Genomic DNA, 20,066 nt, shown 5'->3' with positions numbered 1-20,066 from the left:
TAGAGATGATTAAACGAATTAAATTACGCACACTACTACTTGGAGGGGTAATCACCCTCCTTTTTCTCTTTCTTATTTTTCACATCTATAAAGTACAGGTGGTAGAAGGATCAATGTGGTTAGAGTTAGCACAAAAACGTTGGTCAACTACTGAAACCTTCAATGCAAAGCGCGGTACGATTACAGACCGCGAAGGTAATGTACTAGCGATGGATGCATTAGCGTATAACGTGTCTATTAATCCTAAAGTTATTCAAAATGCTGGAATAAAAGATGAAGTAACAGAAGCGTTAAAGTCCATACTAGGTATGTCAGATGATACGATTGACGGTCATTTTGTGAAACGTGAAGATGGAACATATTACTCGAATCGTGAATTGCGCCAAGGTGGTTGGCAGATTGAGAAAAACGTTGCCGATCAATTGAAGGAATTTTCTAAAGCGTTGAAAGAAAAAATAGCGATAGAGAAAAAAGGTACGGATTCAGGAATTTATATTCAGGAGACCTATGAGCGGCTCTATCCGCAAAATAAATTAGCTTCTCAACTATTGGGTTATATTAGCATAGATGGTGAAAATATGATGGGGGTTGAATCGACCTTTAATGATATACTATCAGGCTCCGATGGTCATATTTCCTACCAAAAGGATGGACAGAAAGTTCAAATTGCTGGTAGTGAGGTTGAATATGTTGCTCCGAAAGATGGACAGAAGATTGAGTTGACTATAGATGGTGATATTCAAGGTTATGCGGAAGAAGCATTACGTAGTGTCGTTGAAGAGTGGAACCCGAAAAGTGCAACAGCTATTGTGGCAAATCCGAATACGATGGAAATATTAGCAATGGCGAATATGCCGGAGTTTAATCCGAATACATATTGGGAAGGTTTGGAAAATGACTATGCTGCAATGTACAATCATGCGGTAGGTTCGCTGTATGAGCCAGGTTCTACTTTCAAAATTGCAACATTAGCTGCGGCGATTGAAGAGGGGGTATTTGACCCTGATGAACTGTATCAATCAGGTACAATCTATGTTCCTGGTGACCCGACTCCGATTAGTGATCATAATAGATATGGGTGGGGTATGATTTCATTTCTCGATGGACTGAAATTTTCCAGTAACGTTGCTTTTGTTAAATTAGGCTTTGAGCGACTGGGTGGAGAGAAGCTGAAAGAGTATTTTACTAATTTCGGCTTTGCCCAAAAAACAGGAATCGAAATTCCAAACGAAGCAGTTGGTACCATTCGCTTCCAATATAATCGTGATATTGCTGCTGCTTCATTTGGACAAGGCGTTGTCCTAGTAACACCAATCCAACAGGTTGCAGCTGTTGCGGCTGTGGCAAATGGCGGAGAATTAATGAAGCCGTATATTGTGAAAAGTGTAACGGACTCGGCTACGAAAACGACGACTGTAAAAGAGCCTACAGTAGTGCGTAGAGTTATTTCTGAGCAATCATCTAAGCTTGCAAATGAGTATTTAGAGCAGGTTGTATCTGATCTAAAGGAAGGTACTGGTCGTAATGCTTATATTGAAGGCTATCGTGTGGCAGGTAAGACAGGTACTGCACAAAAAGTTGTAGGTACTACGTATTCATCTGATAAATACGTCGTATCATTCATTGGCTATGCCCCTGTAGATGATCCGCAATTAATTGTTTTGGTTATCGTCGATGAGCCTAACGATAAGTATGCTGGTGGTAGTAAAGTAGCTGCTCCAGTATTCCGAGAAATTATGCTGAAAAGCTTAAGAAAGCTTGATATCGCTCCTAACTACGAAAGCATTGCTGTGGAGGAAAGCGATACACCGACAGAAGTTATGATCTCTACCCCCGATGTAACTGGAATGAAGGGTGCACTTGCGAAAGAAAAATTGAAAAATGTAGGTTTGCAATTTGAATTTGTTGGTGACGGCTCGATTGTCGAACAGCAGATTCCTACAGCAGGCTCATTAGTTCATCCTACGCAAACGGTCTATCTCATTACTGAGCAGAAGGAAAACTTGAGTGTGCCGGATCTAACGGGAGTCTCCTTGCGCGATGCTGTAGAAATTGCCGCGTTACTCGGTGTACAGTTGAAAATAGAAGGAACAGGTTATGTCTATTCGCAACAGCTTGTTGAAGATGGGAAATCGAAAAAATTGCAAGTTAAACTATCGCCATTGAAGGCGTCACAATATTACGTGCCAGGAACGTTAGACCCAAGTGGTGAAGAGGATGAAGCTACTAGTTCTGATGAAGAGTCTGACACAGGTTCTGAGGAGCAATCGTCATCAGGAGAGCAAGCCTCTTCTTAACGCTATAGTGAGTCCGGTTGGTACAGGTTCTATCTTGTCCGAATGATGAATAGCATGTAAAGAGCGGAATAACGTTTCTGCTGCATATGTTATTAGTTCATACTTATCATGTACTTATATTTCCAAGCTTATGTTGGAGTAAGGCGTGAAAGGTTTAGGGGGATAGATTATGAAAGTTTCTAATGTGACGGTTAGAAGAAGACTGTTCACCATTCTCATGTTTGCGATTGTCGCTTTTATCGGCTTAAGTATTAGGTTAAGCTATGTGCAGCTTGTTCAAGGTGCGGAGTTATCGGAGAAAGCGGAAAATTCTTGGCGCCGTGATATTCCATATGTCGCAAATCGTGGTGAAATATGGGATCGTAGTGGTGTGCGATTAGCATACAACGTAAGTACACCGACGGTATGGGCTATTCCCGTGCAAGTGAAGGAAAAAGAAAAAACAGCACAGACATTAGCACCATTACTTAATATGACGGTGGAAGAAGTGTTAGCGAAAGTTTCCAAGAAGGAAAGAATTATTCAGCTTGGACCTGGAGGTCGTAAGATGACGTCCGAGCAGGCTACCTCCATTCGAGAATTAAATATTCCAGGAATTGTAGTGGCAGAGGATAATAAGCGATATTACCCTTATGATGGACTTGCCGCTCATATATTAGGATTTACGGGAATTGATAATCAAGGTTTAACGGGAATGGAGCTTACCTACAACGATCGATTAACAGGCACTCAAGGTATGGTTTCATATCTATCTGATGCTGCTGGTAGGCAGATGCCTAACTCTTCAGATACTTATGTAAAGCCAAGAGAAGGATTGACACTGCAATTGACGATTGATCAGCAAATTCAGACTGTGATGGAACGCGAACTTGATCAGGCGATGACCGGTTTGAATGCTAACGCAGTGATGGCCATAGCAATGGATCCGAATACAGGAGAAATATTGGCGATGGCTAGTCGTCCAGGTTATAGTCCTAATAACTACCAAGAGGTTGATCCAACAGTCTATAACCGTAATTTGCCGATATGGATGACATATGAACCAGGTTCGACATTCAAAATAATTACGTTGGCTGCTGCACTGGAAGAGAAGAAAGTTAATTTGCAGACCGATAGTTTTTATGATGGAGGCGCTGTAGAGATTGGTGGAGCGAGACTTCGTTGCTGGAAAAAAGGCGGACATGGTAGTCAAAGTTTTTTACAAGTAGTGGAGAACTCATGTAACCCTGGATTTGTTGAACTAGGCAATCGTCTAGGCAAGGATACACTATTTGAATATATTAGAAACTTCGGTTTCGGTAAGAAAACGGGTATTGATATTGGCGGCGAAGGTAACGGGATTTTGTTCAAATTAAGCCAAGTAGGTCCTGTTGAGCTAGCAACAACGGCATTTGGGCAGGGTGTATCGGTTACGCCAATCCAGCAAATTGCTGCCGTATCAGCCGCGGTCAATGGTGGCACGCTTTACAAGCCATATGTCGCCAAAGCCTGGATTAATCGTGATACCGGGGAAACTGTTCAAGCGAATGAGCCGACTGTTGTAAGGCAAGTGATTTCAGAAGAGACATCTAAGGAAGTTCGTGAGGCGTTAGAAAGTGTTGTGGCGAAAGGGACAGGGCGTAATGCGTTTATAGACGGCTATCGTGTTGGGGGCAAGACAGGGACGGCTCAGAAGGTGATTGACGGTAGATACTCGACCAGTGAGCATATTGTTTCATTTATTGGGGTAGCTCCAGCGGATGATCCGCAAATTGTTATATACGTTGCGGTTGATAATCCCGAAGGAATTCAATTCGGTGGAGTTGTAGCTGCACCTATTGTTCGTAATATTATGGAAGATGCTCTACAAATATTAGAGGTGCCGAAACGTACCAGTCAAATCGATCGACTATATAAATACGGTGAAACACCTATCGTTGAAGTTCCTAGTCTAATCGGGAAAACTGTATCTGAAATATATGAAGATATGAATATGAATTTCATGCTCACAAGTTCAGGGACCGGTAAGGTTGTCATTAAGCAAGCACCTGCTGCTGGAGAGCGTGTGGAGCGGGGGGCGACTATTCGTATTTATCTTGGGGATGAGGGGGATCTCTCCTTAGAGGATATTCATAATCACTGACTGTAGAGGTAATTCAAAATCGCGGACTGTGATCACGCGGTAACGCGCTGTAGCGTAGTCGGCGGCGAATATGCCCTCCATCGAAAGCCTGTGTGTGCTCGTGTACCAATAACGTACACTGTGCTACTCGTTTTCGCTGAATGTCATCTTCTTGGTGCTGACAGCCCACGATTTTGAACTTCCATTTGAAGCTTCGTGCTATAGATTCGCCGCTTGTGTACTTGAACCGTACACGTTGCTGGGTATCGTTGCAAAGTGCTTGATGGGCGGGAATTCGGATGTTGACTTCATTAGAAATTTCACAGGAAGTTGCAATGAACAGGATGGATCGCTTGTGTACTCAAACCGCACAAGTTGCTAGTAGATTCACTGAGGGAGTGTCTTGAGAGGATACGATCTCAGCTAATAATTAATACATATTTGGTATGTTTCGAACTTGCCATACATATTTGTTAAAAATAGCTATTGAATTGTCAAGCTATTCAGTTGTAGTATAGTTGACGGGTATAAATATTTGGAAAGAACTAAAGTTAGCTACATAGTTTTTTCAAGAAGGAGATAATGACATTGATTACTAGAACAGTTGCGCAGCTTGCTCAGATGAGCGGTGCTATTCTAAAGAGTGATAATAAAGAGTTGATCGTGCAAGGTGTTATGACGGACTCGCGAACTGTAGGTGGACAATTGTTCGTTCCGCTTGTAGGGGAGCACTCCGATGGTCATCAACATATTTATCATGCTGTAGAAAAGGGCGCAATAGCAGCACTTTGGAAAAAAGGTGTACCTGTTCCTGAAGATTTGCCTCATATTCCTTTCTTGCTTGTTCGTGACCCACTAGCAGCGCTGCAAAAGCTAGCTATGAGTTATCGAAGTGAATTATTTACAAGAGTAGTCGCAATTACAGGGAGTAATGGTAAAACAACGACGAAGGATATGACGGCTGCTTTACTATCAACAGTGTATAAGGTAAGCAAAACTCAAGGGAATTTCAATAATCATATCGGCTTGCCATTGACCATATTGGCATTAGAAGAGGATACAGATATTGTTGTTGTGGAATTAGGTATGAGTGGCTTTGGGGAAATTGAGTTACTAACGAAAATCGCCCAGCCTGATGTTGCAGTAATTACTAATATTGGCGATGCACATATGTTGCAGCTTGGTAGTCGCAACGGAATCGCTCAGGCGAAGCTTGAAATTGTGCAAGGACTTGGAGACGAGGGTGTATTTATCTACAATGGTGATGAGCCTTTGATCGAAGAAGCAATGCACAAACTACCGAATGTATTGTCTTTGGAGAAAAAACGATTTGGACTTGAAGCGGGTAACGATTGGTCAGCGGCAAACATTGAGCTAGATCCATTTGGTAGTCGCTTTGACGTGTTATATTTGGGCGAGTCATGTCAGATTGGGCAGCAACATATTACGACGCCAGGTCGTCATAATGTAAGTAATGCTTTGGCAGCTATTGCAGTCGCTCGCTTGCTCGGAGTAGCTGCTAATCTTATTCAAGACGGTTTTAATCGTCTGCAATTAACAGGGATGCGTATTGCGCCTACAAAAGCATATAATGGAGCTGTTGTCCTCAATGACGCGTACAATGCTAATCCAACAGCAACTAAAGCAGCCATTGATCTACTTGGGAGCTTAACTGGCTTCCGCAAAAAATGGTTAGTGCTAAGCGACATGCTAGAGCTTGGTCCTGATGAAATTTCAATGCATTTTAATATGGGTCAATATGCGACAAATGATAAAGTAGATGCCGTTATTGCTTATGGAAAGCTTTCGGCTCATATTATTGAAGGTGCGAAAGATCATTTCCAAGTTGACCAACTACAATATTTTACAACAAAAGAAGAGCTGATCGACTGGCTATTGCCTCATATTTCACCTGATGATCTTGTGCTTGTAAAGGGATCAAGAAGTATGAAGATGGAGCAGGTTGTGGAAGCTTTAGAAAAGGGGTGAGTGTATGGACATGATGGTCATTCTATTATCATTAGGAGTTTCATTCATACTAGCAGTTTTACTTGGACCACTGTTCATACCGTTACTGAAACGATTGAAATTCGGACAGCAGATACGGACAGACGGTCCACAGTCACATTTGAAAAAGAGTGGTACTCCAACAATGGGTGGAGTTATTATCATGCTTGCACTGTTAATTTCATTCGTAAAATTTGCTGAGATTTCTAGTGAGTTTTGGGTGCTATTAACGGCATCACTCGGTTTTGGTATTGTCGGATTTCTTGATGATTATATTAAAATTGTATTTAAACGTTCGCTTGGTCTAACGGCAAAGCAAAAGCTTGCGGGACAACTATTATTTTCTATTATCGTCTGTGCCCAGCTATACAATATGGGTCATAGTACAGTACTGTCTATCCCTGGTACAGAAATTGGTTTTGATCTTGGTTGGTTCTATTATCCTTTTGTTATCATTATTCTTTTTGCAGCAAGCAACTCGGTTAACTTTACAGATGGTATTGATGGATTATTAGCGGGAACAAGCGCGATCGCATTTGGTGCTTTTACAATTGTTGCATTGTTAGCAGATTCTTATGATGCTGCAATCTTCTCTGCGGCAATGGTTGGAGCTGTTTTAGGATTTCTTGTTTATAACGCACATCCTGCTAAAGTGTTTATGGGTGATATGGGCTCGCTTGGTATCGGTGGTGGTATTGCGGCGGTAGCCATTATAACAAAAACGGAGCTGCTCTTAGTTATTATTGGAGGAGTATTCGTCTTAGAAATGTTATCTGTTATAATTCAAGTAACATCATTCAAAATTAGAAAAAAACGCGTCTTCCGTATGAGTCCAATTCATCATCACTTTGAGCTTTCTGGTTGGTCAGAATGGAAAGTAGATGCTGTGTTTTGGGCAGTAGGCCTAGTACTAGCAATAATAGGTCTCCTACTTGTTATGTAGTTCAAAAAGCGGACTTTGATAACGATGTAACGCGCTGGAGCATATTCAACGTCGCATTTGAAACGAACTTGGAAAGTATAGCATAAGCTTCCGAGGTATGTTTCTTGCAGAAACATTGTAGGTTCGCATGTACCAAACACGTACATTTGCGCTTCCGCCTTTCTCAAGTAGCGTTCCAACTGTTCGGCTTACGAAAGCACACTTTTTGAACCTTCATTTGAAGCTTCGAGCATTGCCGCTTGTGTACTCGAGCCGTACACGTTGCTAGGGGTTGTTTCATCGTTGGGCGGAAGTGAAGTTTAAAGAGTAGGATAGACTATAAAATTATAGTCTGTGGACCAAATAGTAACAAAACCAGCTCATAGACCGCAAAATTACTGTCTATAGAGCTCGGAAAGTATATCGTGAACTCCAGCAAAAAAGAGAGGAATCTATATGAAGCATCCATCACAGTATAAAAATGAAAAAGTAGTCGTGCTAGGACTTGCGAGAAGCGGTGTTAGTGTAGCAAAGTTATTTCATAAGCTGGGGGCAAAGGTGACGGTTAATGATCGGAAGCCTCGCGAGCAGTCTCCTGAAGCTGCCCAATTAGAACAACTGGGCATTGAAGTTATATGCGGCTATCATCCTGAAAAGCTTGTCGATAATTCGACGGCGCTACTAATTAAAAATCCAGGTATTCCCTATAATGCACCACCTATTATTGAGGCGCAAGCTGCTAGTGTAGATGTGGTTACCGAGGTTGAAATTGCTTATTGGCTTAGCAAAGCACCGATTATCGGGATTACAGGATCTAATGGCAAGACGACGACGACAACTTTAATTGGAGAATTATTAACGGCAGCTAATTTGCAACCTGTCGTTGGTGGGAATATTGGCTTGCCATTATGTGAGATTGCAGAAGATGTATCAAGTGAAAACTGGATTATAGCTGAATTGAGTAGCTTTCAACTAAAAGGTACGATTACTTTTGCGCCCAAAATAGCACTTCTGTTGAATTTAGCAGAAACCCATCTTGATTATCATGGTGATATGCAGGATTATGTGGCGTCAAAAGCGAAAATATTAAGTAATCAATCCGATGAAGATATCGCTATCTTGAATTGGGATGATGATATTACGCGTCAATTGATTCCTTATTGTAAAGGTCAATTGTTCCCCTTCTCGATTTACGAAAAGTTAGAGCAAGGTGTATACATTGATCCACCATTTGCACCAATTACTGCTGGTGATCCGTTGCCGAATGCAGCAGAGGAAGCTTCGATTCGTTCTATCGTATATCGGATGGATAACCATTCTGAGCAACAAGTTCTTATGCCGCTACATAGTCTAGCTCTTCCAGGGCGTCATAATGCCGCTAACGCCATTGCCGCTATTGCTGCGTGTTTGAAGGCGGGTGCCAAGCCTGCCGAGCTTATAGAGCCATTAACTAGCTTCCGCGGTGTAGAGCATCGACTAGAGTTTGTGAGAACCAGTAACGGTGTATCCTACTACAATGATTCCAAAGCGACAAATGCAACAGCGACGACAATGACGATTCGCTCTCTTTCTGCTCCATTAGTGCTTATTGCTGGAGGATTGGATCGCGGATCGGATTATATGGAACTGCTGCCGATTTTCACAGAACGTCTGAAAGGCATTGTGGTTGTTGGTGAAACTCGTCATAAACTTGAACATATTGCTAAGCTAGCAGGTTTAGATCACATCAAGATCGTCGAACCTAAAGCTAGTGCCGAAGAAACACTAGATGAAGCTGTGAAGCTTGCTAGTGAGTTAGCGGAATCAGGGGATATAGTATTACTGTCACCTGCATGCGCAAGCTGGGATATGTTTTCTTCCTATGAAGAAAGAGGAAGCATGTTTAAGAAATCGGTGCATACCTTGTAAGTAGGGGGGTTGTCCCTACTTCAATTCATAGAGGTGTGTAAACTATGGTTAAAGCACGATCTGCTCCAGATATATGGCTATTAATTTCCATACTCCTTATATTATTTATTGGACTAATGATGGTATATAGTGCGAGTGCGGTATTAGCTTTTCATGAATTTGGTGATAAGTTCTACTTTTTGAAGCGTCAATCGATATTTGCCGGATTAGGATTATTGTCGATGTTTTTCATGATGAATGTGAATTATTCAGTATGGAAGAAATGGGCACCAACGCTTGTTATTATCTGCTTCGGACTCCTGCTTCTTGTATTAATTCCAGGGATCGGTGTTGTTCGTGGTGGTGCGCGAAGTTGGCTAGGCATTGGTTCATTCGGGATTCAACCATCTGAATTTATGAAATTAGGAATGATCTTATTTCTGGCGAAATGGTTGTCGGCGGAACAACAAAAAATCACTCAATTCACGAAAGGCTTATTACCACCCTTAGGTCTTGTGTTTCTAGCTTTCGGCTTAATTATGTTACAGCCCGATCTAGGAACTGGAGCAGTAATGGTCGGAGCCTCGATGATTCTAATCTATACTGCTGGTGCGAGCATGCGCCATCTTGGTGGTCTAGCGCTTGTGGGCGTGATCGGTTTTGTTGGGCTTATTATTGCAGCCCCTTATCGCTTGAAACGGATTACTAGTTTTCTAGATCCGTGGGCTGATCCGCTTGATGGTGGTTATCAGATCATTCAATCTTTATTTGCGATTGGACCAGGAGGTCTAGTTGGACTTGGACTAGGGATGAGTAGACAGAAATTTAGTTACTTGCCAGAGCCACAGACCGATTTTATATTTTCGATATTAGCTGAAGAGTTAGGTTTCATCGGTGGCTTTACATTGATTTTATTATTTCTTGTCATTGTATGGCGGGGGATACGTACTGCGATTGCAGCTCCAGACACGTTCGGTAGCTTACTGGCAATCGGGATTACAAGCATTATTGGCGTACAGGTGCTAATTAACATTGGTGTTGTTATTGGGATGATGCCAGTGACGGGAATTACGTTGCCATTAGTCAGCTATGGAGGTTCTTCTTTAACTTTATTATTAACAGGATTAGGTATCTTGTTGAATATTTCTCGATACTCGAGGTGAAAGTGATGAAAATATTACTAACAGGTGGAGGAACTGGTGGACATATATACCCAGCATTAGCCATTGGGAAATATATTCAGCAGCAAGACGACTCTACTGAATTACTATACATTGGTACGGAGCGTGGGATGGAAAGCAAAATCGTGAGACGAGCAAACGTCCCTTTTGAAAGTATTGAAATAACAGGCTTTAAACGAAAACTGTCCTACGATAATGTACGGACAGTTATGCGTTTTTTACGGGGTGTTGCGCGCTCTAAGCAATTAATTAAACAATTTAAGCCAGACGTCGTTATCGGTACGGGTGGTTATGTATGCGGGCCTGTCGTTTATGCGGCAGCCCGTTTAGGCATACCTACATTTATTCATGAACAGAATGCAATTCCTGGTTTGACAAATAAATTTTTGACGTCCTTCGTGTCTCATGTTGGGGTTAGCTTTGAAGATTCGTTAGCTTATTTCGCCAAAGCAAAGCAAGTTAGCTTTACCGGGAATCCCTGTGCGTCTCAAGTGATTGAAGCAATACCAGGTCGTGGAAGAACATCATTAGATCTCGATTCTAATCAACGTTATGCATTAATCGTTGGTGGTAGTAGAGGTGCGAGGGCACTTAATAGAGCCGTTATTGAGTTAGCCGATGAACAGCAGCAATTAGAAAGAATTTCACAATATCGAATTGTATTCGCGACAGGTGAAATTTATTATGATGATACAGTGGAAGCGCTGAAGGATCATGCTGCTTATCGAAGTGGACAGATTATACTGCTTCCGTACATTAATAATATGGCGGAAGTATTAAGCGATGCATCGATCGTCATTAGTCGCTCTGGTGCATCTTCGTTAGCGGAAATTAATGCACTCGGGAAACCGTCTATTCTTATCCCTTCACCAAATGTAACGAATAATCATCAAGAAGCAAATGCACGTAGTCTGGAATCTGTTGGAGCTGCAGAGATTATTCTTGAAGGTGAACTTAGTGGTAAACATTTATTAGAGAAATTAAGTGCTTTATTGTTAGATGATCATAAACTTGTCAAAATGTCCGCTGCCTCATATTTTCTAGCGGTACCTGACTCAGTAAGTAGAATTGCTTTAGCAATAGCAAGAATAACGAAACGATAAACGAACGTGATCACTAGGCGATTGTCACACAACGAAGTGCTAAGGCATAAGATACTTTATAATTCGTGACTAGAGAGTCTAGGAGTTGATCACATGTTCGGGTGGGAATGCCCACAACGATAGCAACTGTCATTTATGGAAGGAGGATATACAATTGAATCTATTTATAGAGGAACTTGAAGAGCTAGCAATTGGGGAATGTCTCTTTAATGAACCACTGTCAAAGCATACAACGTGGAAGATCGGTGGAACGGCTGATCTGATGATCCTTCCTCAAGGCAAGGAGCAACTTATATCACTAATGAAGCTACTTCAGAAGCATAGTATTCCGTGGACGAGTATCGGACGTGGCTCTAATATGCTCGTAAGTGATAAAGGAATTCGTGGTGTTGTGATTAAGCCAGGTGTAGGCTTAGATTATGTGCGCTTCGAAGGAAATACCATCATTGCAGGTGCAGCTTATTCATTTATTAAGCTTGCTGTTATGGCTGGCAAACAAAGCTTAACAGGCTTAGAATTTGCAGGTGGGATTCCAGGGACGGTAGGCGGTGCTGTCTACATGAATGCAGGTGCGCATGGGTCTGATGTGTCACGTATTTTTAAGTCGGCCGAAATAGTTCTATCTAATGGTGAATTGGTGAAGTATAAAGGCGATGATATGAACTTCTCATATCGTCATTCTGTATTGCAGGAAATGAACGGATTTGTCGTTGAGGCTTGCTTTGAATTAGATGCTGGTGAGCGACAAGTGATTACTGCAGAAATGGCTAAGCATAGGGAACGCAGATTGCTAACTCAACCACTGAAGAGTGCAACCTGTGGGAGTGTATTCCGTAACCCACCTGGTGATTTTTCGGCAAGGTTGATTGAGGAAGCAGGTTTGAAAGGGTTCCGATGTGGAGGAGCACAAGTATCAGAGCTTCACGCCAATTTTATTATCAACACAGGACAGGCGACAGCTAAAGACGTTCTCGCTTTAATTACCCATATTCAAGGTGTTGTGAAAGAACGCTATGGTATTGAATTGATACCTGAAGTATTGGTAATGGGCGAGCGGTAACTCGGAGGTGATACATTGGACAGATTGGTGATTGAGGGCGGCAAACCTCTGTCAGGAACTGTTGTAATCCAAGGCGCAAAAAATGCGGTGCTGCCGATTATGGCTGCCAGTCTGCTGGCTGAAGGAACGACCGTGCTCGAAAATGTTCCTCATTTACTTGACATTGAAGTGATGATTCATATTTTGCGAGAGTTAGGATGTCGAGTTGAGCATAAGGGAAGTACGATTATCATTGACACGGAGCAGACATCTGCTTCACACGTACCAGAATCGTTGATGAAACAAATGCGATCATCAATTTTTCTTATGGGCCCATTACTTGCAAAGTACAGAAGGACTCAAGTTTATCAACCAGGTGGCTGTGCGATTGGAGAACGGAAGATCGATATTCATCTAGATGGCTTAAAGGCACTAGGTGCAACGATTGAAGAAAAAGGTAATTCTATTATTTGTAGTGCCCAAAAGCTAACGGGTGCAGATGTCTATCTGAACTTTCCAAGTGTTGGTGCAACTGAGAATATTATGATGGCTGCGGTGCTAGCGGATGGTCGAACAACGATTACGAATGCTGCAAGAGAGCCTGAGATTCAAGACTTACAACATTTCCTCAATGCGATGGGGGCTAAAGTACTCGGAGCAGGTACAGATACGATTACAATCGATGGTGTAGAGCGGTTACAGTCATGTGAGCATCGTATCATTCCAGATCGAATTGTTACAGGGACCTTAATGATCGCGGCTGCCGCGACACGTGGACTAATTACATTACACAAAACACAACCAAGTCATTTAACTTCTTTAATTCATGTTATGCGCCGGGCAGGTGTTCAAATCCAAGTAGACGGTGATATAATAAAAGTTGATAGTAGAGTAAGAAGTAAAGCAGTCGAGAAAATTGTTACTGCACCATACCCTGCTTTCCCAACTGATTTGCAATCACAGATGATGGTTATGCTTGCACTTTCAGATGGTGTTAGTGTAGTGAAGGAAAATATCTTTGAAGGCAGATTAAAGCATGTAGATGAATTGGCTCGCATGGGTGCTGATATTAGAGTAGATATGAACACTGCATATATCAGAGGCGTGCCTCGGCTTTATGGTGCTACCGTAGAGGCGACCGATCTTCGAGCAGGTGCAGCACTTGTTATTGCTGGTCTTGCGGCACAAGGGAGGACGATCGTAGAGCGAATACATCATATTGATCGTGGCTATGATCGAATTGAAGATATGTTAACGTTGTTAGGGGCTAGAATTACAAGATTAACGGCATTATCCAAAAATGAATCCTATGCGCAGTAATCGTTGGAATGATAATCGGCTTCCTCATCATCGGTGAGGAGGCCGCGTTGTGTTAAGGAGTGGACAAGTGTATGCAAGTTCAAATGCCAGTGCTCAAGGAGCCGGAACCGAAAAAAAAGGGAAATAAAAAATTAATTTTCATTATAGTTATTTTATTTCTTGCGATCTTCTCAATTGTGTTTTTTAATTCTACATTGAGTAAAATTACTGAAGTGCAAATTACCGGTACTCAATTTGCAAGTAGTGCGGAAGTGATGAGTGCTGCAGGTCTAAAAGTAGGTGATTCTTTCGTTTTCAGTTCTGCAGAAGAAATTGAGAAGAAAATCACAACGTTAAACACGATCAATAAAGCGGTAGTTACTAAGCATTTTCCAGGCATCATAAAAATTGCCGTTACGGAATACAGCGTCGTAGCGTTTGAGTTTGATGTTAATGGTGAACTTTTTGCATTGCTAGCTAGTGGTGCAAGTATTAAGACGAATAATGATCGTTTGCAAATTATGGACAAGCCCGTATTGACTGGATGGAGTAAAGATGATCCATTCAAAAATGAGCTTATGAAGCAGCTTGCGTCTATTGATTCAACGTTTCTAGCTGATATCTCGGAGATCACACCGATTCCTTCGGTTGCTTTTTCAGATCGAATTCTAATTTATACACGTACCAAATTTGAAGTGATTACAGCTGTCAGTTTGATTCGCGAGAAGGTTGAAGCGATGAATGGCGTAATAGAAACGCAAGCGCCAGGGAAATTGACTCTGTTATTGGCAGACACTTATGAGCCATTTCATAGTGAAGATGCAGAAAATGTACAAACTGAGTAAAAAGACTCTACTCAAGTAGCATAAAGAGTGGTAAAATTTTAGTTGGCGATTTTATTTTCTTGAAAATATTGTAGCCTTAGAATCTAGTTAAATTAGATTTTATTTTCATATTTTCATAAAGTTTTTGTTTTTTATGAAAAATATCTGAAAAAATTGTTGAAAAAAGAGGGAAAGTGCAAATAGTGTTGAATAGATTGTAAGTAGACTATTTAACTATTAGTGTAAAAACGAATAACATAACTCATTCGTTACAACTATAAATTTTTATTGAAACGGAGGTGCCGCGCAATGAGCAACGGTGACATAATTGTCAGTTTGGACATCGGTACATCCAAAGTACGAGCAATAATTGGCGAAGTAAATGATGGAGCCATTAATATCATTGGTGTTGGTACAGCAGACTCTGAGGGCATCCGTAAAGGTGCAATTGTAGATATTGATCAAACGGTTCAATCGATTAAAAATGCGATTGAGCATGCCGAACGTATGGTAGATATTGAAATTTCAGAGGTATATGTTGGTATTCAAGGAAATCATATTGGAGTACAAACGAATCATGGTGTAGTTGCAGTTTCTAATGAAGATCGCGAAATCGGTGAAGAAGATATTGACCGCGTACTTCAAGCAGCGAAGGTAGTAACCTTACCTCCAGATCGTGAAATAATTAATCTTGTTCCTAAACAGTATGTAGTAGACGGTTTAGAGGGAATTTCTGATCCGCGTGGAATGATCGGTGTTCGCTTGGAAGTAGAAGCTACCGTTATTACTGGTGCCAAATCATCTGTACATAATCTTGTTAGATGTGTCGACAAAGCGGGTTTGAAAATCAACGGAGTTATTCTATTAACGCTTGCATCAGGCGTCATGACATTATCTAAAGATGAGAAGGCAACTGGAACTGTTCTAGTAGATATCGGTGGTGGTTCGACCACAATTGCTGTCTATGAGGATGGTGGCATATGTGCGATTTCATCATTGCCGATTGGTGGTCAATTTGTTACGAACGATATTGCTTATGGCTTACGTTCACAAACTGAGCATGCTGAGAAAATAAAACTTAAATTTGGTTGTGCTATTGCTGCTGATGCTGCTGACGAAGTAAAGTTCAAAGTTACGCGCATGGGCAGCAATGTTGAAAAAGAATTTTCACAAAGAGATTTAGCAAGTATTATCGAACCACGTATGCAAGAAATTTTCCAGCTAATTAAAGCGGAAGTTCATGCACTTGGTTATGGTGATAAAGTTGATGGATATGTATTAACAGGAGGTTCAGTATCACTTCCAGGTACACTTTCATTGGCACAATTAGAACTTGAAAACAATGTAAGAATCGCTTTGCCAGATTATATTGGAGTAAAAGATCCTTCTTATAGCAGTGGAGTAGGAATGATACAATACGTATCAAAGTACATGGGTGTACGAGGAGCTAGCACTACGAAGAAGGCGGTAAGTCGTAAAGGGAATTCTCCGGCTTCGTCAAAACCCCGTATGTTAGAACGTATTAAAAATATGTTTCAGGAATTTATTTGACGGGGGAGTCGTGTAGATGTTGGAATTTGACTTAGAACTAGAATCGCTAGCGCAAATAAAAGTAATTGGTGTAGGTGGCGGCGGTAGTAACGCAGTTAACCGTATGATTGAGAATGGTGTAAAAGGTGTAGATTTTATAACCGTAAATACGGATGCGCAAGCATTACACCTAGCAAAATCTGAGAACAAACTGCAAATCGGTGATAAGCTTACTCGTGGTCTTGGTGCTGGCGCAAACCCTGAAGTAGGTAAAAAAGCGGCTGAAGAGTCTCGCGATCTAATTGCTAATCAGCTTAAAGGTGCCGATTTGGTATTCGTTACAGCTGGTATGGGCGGTGGTACAGGTACTGGTGCAGCACCTGTTATCGCTGAAATTGCTCGCGAGTGCGGTGCTTTAACTGTTGGTGTAGTTACTCGTCCATTTACTTTTGAAGGACGCAAACGTTCTGGACAAGCGGAACATGGAATCGATTCGTTAAAAGAAAAAGTAGACACACTAATCGTCATCCCTAATGATCGTCTATTAGAAATCGTAGATAAGAAAACTCCAATGCTTGAAGCATTCCGTGAAGCAGATAACGTACTACGTCAAGCAGTCCAAGGTATCTCTGATCTAATCATGGTTCCTGGTCTAATTAACCTTGACTTTGCAGACGTGAAAACAATTATGACGGAGCGTGGATCTGCACTTATGGGTATTGGTATCGCTTCTGGTGAGAACCGTGCTGCTGAAGCTGCTCGTAAGGCAATTCAAAGTCCATTGCTAGAAACTTCTATTGATGGAGCTCGCGGTGTTATTATGAATATTACTGGTGGCAGTAATCTATCTCTATATGAAGTCAATGAAGCTGCAGAAATTGTTATTTCTGCATCTGATCCAGATGTGAATATGATCTTCGGTGCGATTATTGATGAAGATCTTAAAGAAGAAATTAAAGTAACGGTTATTGCGACTGGTTTTGAAGCAAAACCTATGGAAGCAGCACCTCGACGTCAAGCAGGTCAAGACAATGATGTAGCTGAAGCTGGAAAACCTCCAGTGACAAAGTCGATTGGTACAAACCTTTCTAATGATTTAGAAATTCCTGCTTTTCTACGTCGCAAATAATAATGTATAGTACAAGTTCATATTTTGAACAACCCCTTAGAATTAACATATGGAAGAGCAAGATACTTACATCTCGTAAGTATCTTGCTCTTTTTTTTGTTTTTTAATCTAGTAATGACGGCTTTTTCCGACAAAAATAGAACTCCACTACTGACATAAACAGACAGACTTTGGAATAGATATCCCATATACTGTGTTTACCGAAATAGAATTTATTAATTTTCGAGGTTTTCTCATTGTAGTAGAAGGAAGGTATGGCATGAAGGTATATCTAGACGTGCTGCTGCTACGTGAACTGTTAGTAGATGGAGTGCTTTTGTTAACGACGGGGTGGATAAGAGGTTTTAAGCCGAAGGCTTGGCGTGTGTTGCTCGCTAGTTCTGTCGGTGCATTATACACGATGGCAATGGTTTTTCCGAGTCTATCGTCTCTATATCATATTTCAATTAAATTATTTGTCTCTATACTCATGATATACATTACATTCGGCTATTATTCATTACAAACTTTTTTACGAGATATTGTTAGCTTCTACATCGTGAGTTTCGTAGCAGCTGGTGGGATGATGGCACTGTACTTTCTACTTATGAGAAGTTCGCAAGAGGTATGGGCAAATGTACTATTTATTGGTGGGACGGTAACAACGAAGCTACATATTGGAATTTTTTATTTATTTGCTAGTTTTTCCATTGTACTCTTTCTATTTACTAGCTTTATCAGAAGTAAGAAGAAGCATCAATTAGTGGAGTCACATCTTGCAGATGTGGAAGTTGATATTGATGGTCAAATTTTCACGTGCACTGGCTTAATTGATACTGGAAATCAATTATATGATCCGCTGACGAAATGTCCCGTTATGATTATCGAAGTATCAAGGCTGCAAGATGCGTTACCAGAGAAGTTTTTGAAGGCATTGAAGCAAGGTGAAACGAATGATGCTCTAATGTTATTGTCCGACGAACAAGTTCAATTCGAGTGGCAAGATCGAATTAGAATAATCCCCTTTCGGGGTGTGAATAAAGGTTCACAATTTCTATTAGCAGTCAAACCTGATTGTGTGAAGGTCAATCATGGCGGAAAGAGCTTTGAAAGTATCAAGGTGCTCATCGGTTTCGATGGAGGTCAGTTGAGTGGGGATGGGTCGTATCAAGCGATCATCCACCCATCAATGGTCTTGCAGGGGTAGTTCGAAAAACGGACTTTGATAACGATGATTGGCTTCGTAGGTTATTCGACATCGAATATGAAGCGAACTTGGAAAGTACGGTTCGCGTGTACCAAACACGTACACTTGCGCTTCCGCCTTTCTCAAGTAGCGCGTCATCTTCTCGGCTTTCGAAAGCCCGCTTTTTGAACCTTTATTATAAGGTAGTTCGAAAAGTGGACTTCGATGCTGAGGGTAACGCAGGTAGGTAATAAGTAACTCAAGAAAAGCAAAGAAGCCAACGAAAAGTTTTGGGAGGAACAAACGATGATGCTGAAGTATAAGTTGTTAGCGCAAATTTCTTTTTATCGGTTGATGTTAAAGCTAGGTCTTAAAGATGAGAGGATCTATTATATTGGTGGAAGTGAAGCATTGCCGCCACCATTAACGCGTGAAGAAGAAGAATATCTTCTTATCAAATTACCTTCAGGTGATAGCAGCATTCGCACAATTCTAATCGAACGTAATTTACGGCTAGTCGTATACATTGCTCGTAAATTTGAAAACACTGGCATTAATATTGAAGATCTTGTATCGATCGGTACGATAGGTCTAATTAAGGCAGTAAATACATTTGATCCAGAAAAGAAAATTAAGTTAGCTACCTATGCTTCTCGTTGTATTGAAAATGAAATTTTAATGTATCTTAGAAGAAATTCTAAGACAAGATCAGAAGTATCCTTCGATGAACCTTTGAACATTGATTGGGATGGTAATGAATTATTGTTATCTGATGTGCTAGGTACCGATAATGATACGATTTATCGTAATATCGAAGAGCAAGTAGATCGGAAGTTATTGCAAAAAGCGCTTGAAAAGCTATCCGATCGTGAGAGAATTATTATGCAATTACGTTTTGGGCTTGCAGATGGGGATGAGAAAACACAAAAAGATGTTGCAGATATGTTAGGCATTTCGCAATCCTATATTTCTCGACTAGAGAAACGAATTATTAAACGGTTACGAAAAGAATTTAATAAAATGCTCTAAAGTACATGATAATAACCTAGACAACTATTTGGAGGCATAACATACGATATTAGGAAGAAATTCAAACCATTCGCATATAAATGTTGCGAACGCTTAATCGAGTATGTGCATTCCAAAAAGATGTTGCAGGGAGGGTGTGTAATTCAGCTTATGCCTACTATCATGACATCGACAGAGCCAATCACGCTAAGCTATTTGAGCTTTCAACTAACTTTTTCGTGTATTGAATTGCAACGAGATCGACAATCAGTTGTAATAAAAACTAATATACAAAATACTGGAAAATATGAAGAGTCAATATCGAGTAATCACTTCATTCTTGCTTCCAATGTGCGAGAAGCGCTACCTAATGTTAGTTATATTAGTGAAGAACGTAAGCATGGGATGATATGGGCGTGGAAGCGCTTGAAACCAGGAGAAATCTGCACAGTAATCTTGAAGTTCCATATAGACCCGAATTTATCTGACTATGAGTTTAAATATAATTATAAGAAAATCCCACAACTTATTAAGCGTTTTCAAACGCATTAAGACAATGAATAAAGTACTTTTT

General features: G+C 40.9%; 15 protein-coding genes. All 15 read left to right on the top strand.

Features of this window, described 5'->3' with window-relative positions; translation table 11 throughout:
* The first annotated feature begins 5 nt into the window (after positions 1–5).
* The 15 genes from AC1TO5_RS02855 to AC1TO5_RS02785 all read left to right on the top strand — a co-directional run bounded on the left by AC1TO5_RS02855 (position 6) and on the right by AC1TO5_RS02785 (position 20,044).
* A complete protein-coding gene (locus AC1TO5_RS02855) occupies positions 6–2,297 on the top strand; it encodes a penicillin-binding protein (protein WP_482061269.1) in 2,292 nt (763 codons plus the stop codon).
* A gap of 169 nt (positions 2,298–2,466) precedes the next feature.
* The gene (locus AC1TO5_RS02850) at positions 2,467–4,419 is read left to right on the top strand and encodes a stage V sporulation protein D (protein WP_482061268.1); all 1,953 of its coding nucleotides are present in this window, start codon (positions 2,467–2,469) and stop codon (positions 4,417–4,419) included.
* Between the two features lie 567 nt (positions 4,420–4,986).
* A complete protein-coding gene (locus AC1TO5_RS02845) occupies positions 4,987–6,387 on the top strand; it encodes a UDP-N-acetylmuramoyl-tripeptide--D-alanyl-D-alanine ligase (protein ID WP_482061267.1) in 1,401 nt (466 codons plus the stop codon).
* A 4-nt stretch (positions 6,388–6,391) separates the two neighbouring features.
* Positions 6,392–7,348 carry a phospho-N-acetylmuramoyl-pentapeptide-transferase gene (mraY, locus tag AC1TO5_RS02840; RefSeq protein ID WP_482061266.1) on the top strand — a complete coding sequence of 319 codons (957 nt, stop codon included), beginning with the start codon at positions 6,392–6,394 and terminating at the stop codon, positions 7,346–7,348.
* A gap of 435 nt (positions 7,349–7,783) precedes the next feature.
* Positions 7,784–9,235 (top strand): UDP-N-acetylmuramoyl-L-alanine--D-glutamate ligase, encoded by a 1,452-nt coding sequence (murD, locus tag AC1TO5_RS02835; protein WP_482061265.1) that lies wholly within the window; start codon positions 7,784–7,786, stop codon positions 9,233–9,235.
* Between the two features lie 44 nt (positions 9,236–9,279).
* Positions 9,280–10,377, top strand: a complete 1,098-nt coding sequence (gene spoVE, locus AC1TO5_RS02830; RefSeq protein WP_482061264.1) for a stage V sporulation protein E — start codon at positions 9,280–9,282, stop codon at positions 10,375–10,377.
* A gap of 5 nt (positions 10,378–10,382) precedes the next feature.
* Positions 10,383–11,498 (top strand): undecaprenyldiphospho-muramoylpentapeptide beta-N-acetylglucosaminyltransferase, encoded by a 1,116-nt coding sequence (gene murG / locus AC1TO5_RS02825; RefSeq protein WP_482061263.1) that lies wholly within the window; start codon positions 10,383–10,385, stop codon positions 11,496–11,498.
* A 154-nt stretch (positions 11,499–11,652) separates the two neighbouring features.
* Positions 11,653–12,558 (top strand): UDP-N-acetylmuramate dehydrogenase, encoded by a 906-nt coding sequence (murB, locus tag AC1TO5_RS02820; protein WP_482061262.1) that lies wholly within the window; start codon positions 11,653–11,655, stop codon positions 12,556–12,558.
* Positions 12,559–12,573: 15 nt separating this feature from the next.
* Positions 12,574–13,857: a UDP-N-acetylglucosamine 1-carboxyvinyltransferase gene (gene murA, locus AC1TO5_RS02815; RefSeq protein WP_482061261.1), complete on the top strand. Its 1,284-nt coding sequence runs from the start codon at positions 12,574–12,576 to the stop codon at positions 13,855–13,857.
* Between the two features lie 71 nt (positions 13,858–13,928).
* Positions 13,929–14,681, top strand: a complete 753-nt coding sequence (locus tag AC1TO5_RS02810) for a cell division protein FtsQ/DivIB (RefSeq protein WP_482061260.1) — start codon at positions 13,929–13,931, stop codon at positions 14,679–14,681.
* Between the two features lie 288 nt (positions 14,682–14,969).
* Positions 14,970–16,211 carry a cell division protein FtsA gene (gene ftsA / locus AC1TO5_RS02805; RefSeq protein ID WP_482061259.1) on the top strand — a complete coding sequence of 414 codons (1,242 nt, stop codon included), beginning with the start codon at positions 14,970–14,972 and terminating at the stop codon, positions 16,209–16,211.
* Positions 16,212–16,227: 16 nt separating this feature from the next.
* A complete protein-coding gene (gene ftsZ / locus AC1TO5_RS02800) occupies positions 16,228–17,319 on the top strand; it encodes a cell division protein FtsZ (protein ID WP_482061258.1) in 1,092 nt (363 codons plus the stop codon).
* A 259-nt stretch (positions 17,320–17,578) separates the two neighbouring features.
* Positions 17,579–18,505, top strand: coding sequence for a sigma-E processing peptidase SpoIIGA (spoIIGA, locus tag AC1TO5_RS02795; protein WP_482061257.1), 927 nt, complete (start codon positions 17,579–17,581; stop codon positions 18,503–18,505).
* Positions 18,506–18,790: 285 nt separating this feature from the next.
* Positions 18,791–19,513, top strand: a complete 723-nt coding sequence (sigE, locus tag AC1TO5_RS02790) for an RNA polymerase sporulation sigma factor SigE (RefSeq protein ID WP_482061256.1) — start codon at positions 18,791–18,793, stop codon at positions 19,511–19,513.
* Between the two features lie 150 nt (positions 19,514–19,663).
* Positions 19,664–20,044 (top strand): hypothetical protein, encoded by a 381-nt coding sequence (locus tag AC1TO5_RS02785; RefSeq protein ID WP_482061255.1) that lies wholly within the window; start codon positions 19,664–19,666, stop codon positions 20,042–20,044.
* The last annotated feature ends 22 nt before the right edge of the window (positions 20,045–20,066 follow it).

It is taken from the genome of Paenibacillus sp. Y930 (assembly GCF_056786375.1).
The sequence above is the reverse complement of the archived record's forward strand: the minus strand, read 5'-3'. Positions and strand labels throughout refer to the sequence as shown.

Coding starts and splice junctions, on each gene's coding strand:
- sigE (WP_482061256.1), top strand. CDS start 18,791: ATGATGCTGAAGTATAAGTTGTTAGCGCAAATTTCTTTTTATCGGTTG.
- AC1TO5_RS02785 (WP_482061255.1), top strand. CDS start 19,664: ATGCCTACTATCATGACATCGACAGAGCCAATCACGCTAAGCTATTTG.
- AC1TO5_RS02810 (WP_482061260.1), top strand. CDS start 13,929: ATGCAAGTTCAAATGCCAGTGCTCAAGGAGCCGGAACCGAAAAAAAAG.
- ftsA (WP_482061259.1), top strand. CDS start 14,970: ATGAGCAACGGTGACATAATTGTCAGTTTGGACATCGGTACATCCAAA.
- AC1TO5_RS02855 (WP_482061269.1), top strand. CDS start 6: ATGATTAAACGAATTAAATTACGCACACTACTACTTGGAGGGGTAATC.
- murD (WP_482061265.1), top strand. CDS start 7,784: ATGAAGCATCCATCACAGTATAAAAATGAAAAAGTAGTCGTGCTAGGA.
- AC1TO5_RS02850 (WP_482061268.1), top strand. CDS start 2,467: ATGAAAGTTTCTAATGTGACGGTTAGAAGAAGACTGTTCACCATTCTC.
- ftsZ (WP_482061258.1), top strand. CDS start 16,228: ATGTTGGAATTTGACTTAGAACTAGAATCGCTAGCGCAAATAAAAGTA.
- spoVE (WP_482061264.1), top strand. CDS start 9,280: ATGGTTAAAGCACGATCTGCTCCAGATATATGGCTATTAATTTCCATA.
- mraY (WP_482061266.1), top strand. CDS start 6,392: ATGGACATGATGGTCATTCTATTATCATTAGGAGTTTCATTCATACTA.
- murG (WP_482061263.1), top strand. CDS start 10,383: ATGAAAATATTACTAACAGGTGGAGGAACTGGTGGACATATATACCCA.
- spoIIGA (WP_482061257.1), top strand. CDS start 17,579: ATGAAGGTATATCTAGACGTGCTGCTGCTACGTGAACTGTTAGTAGAT.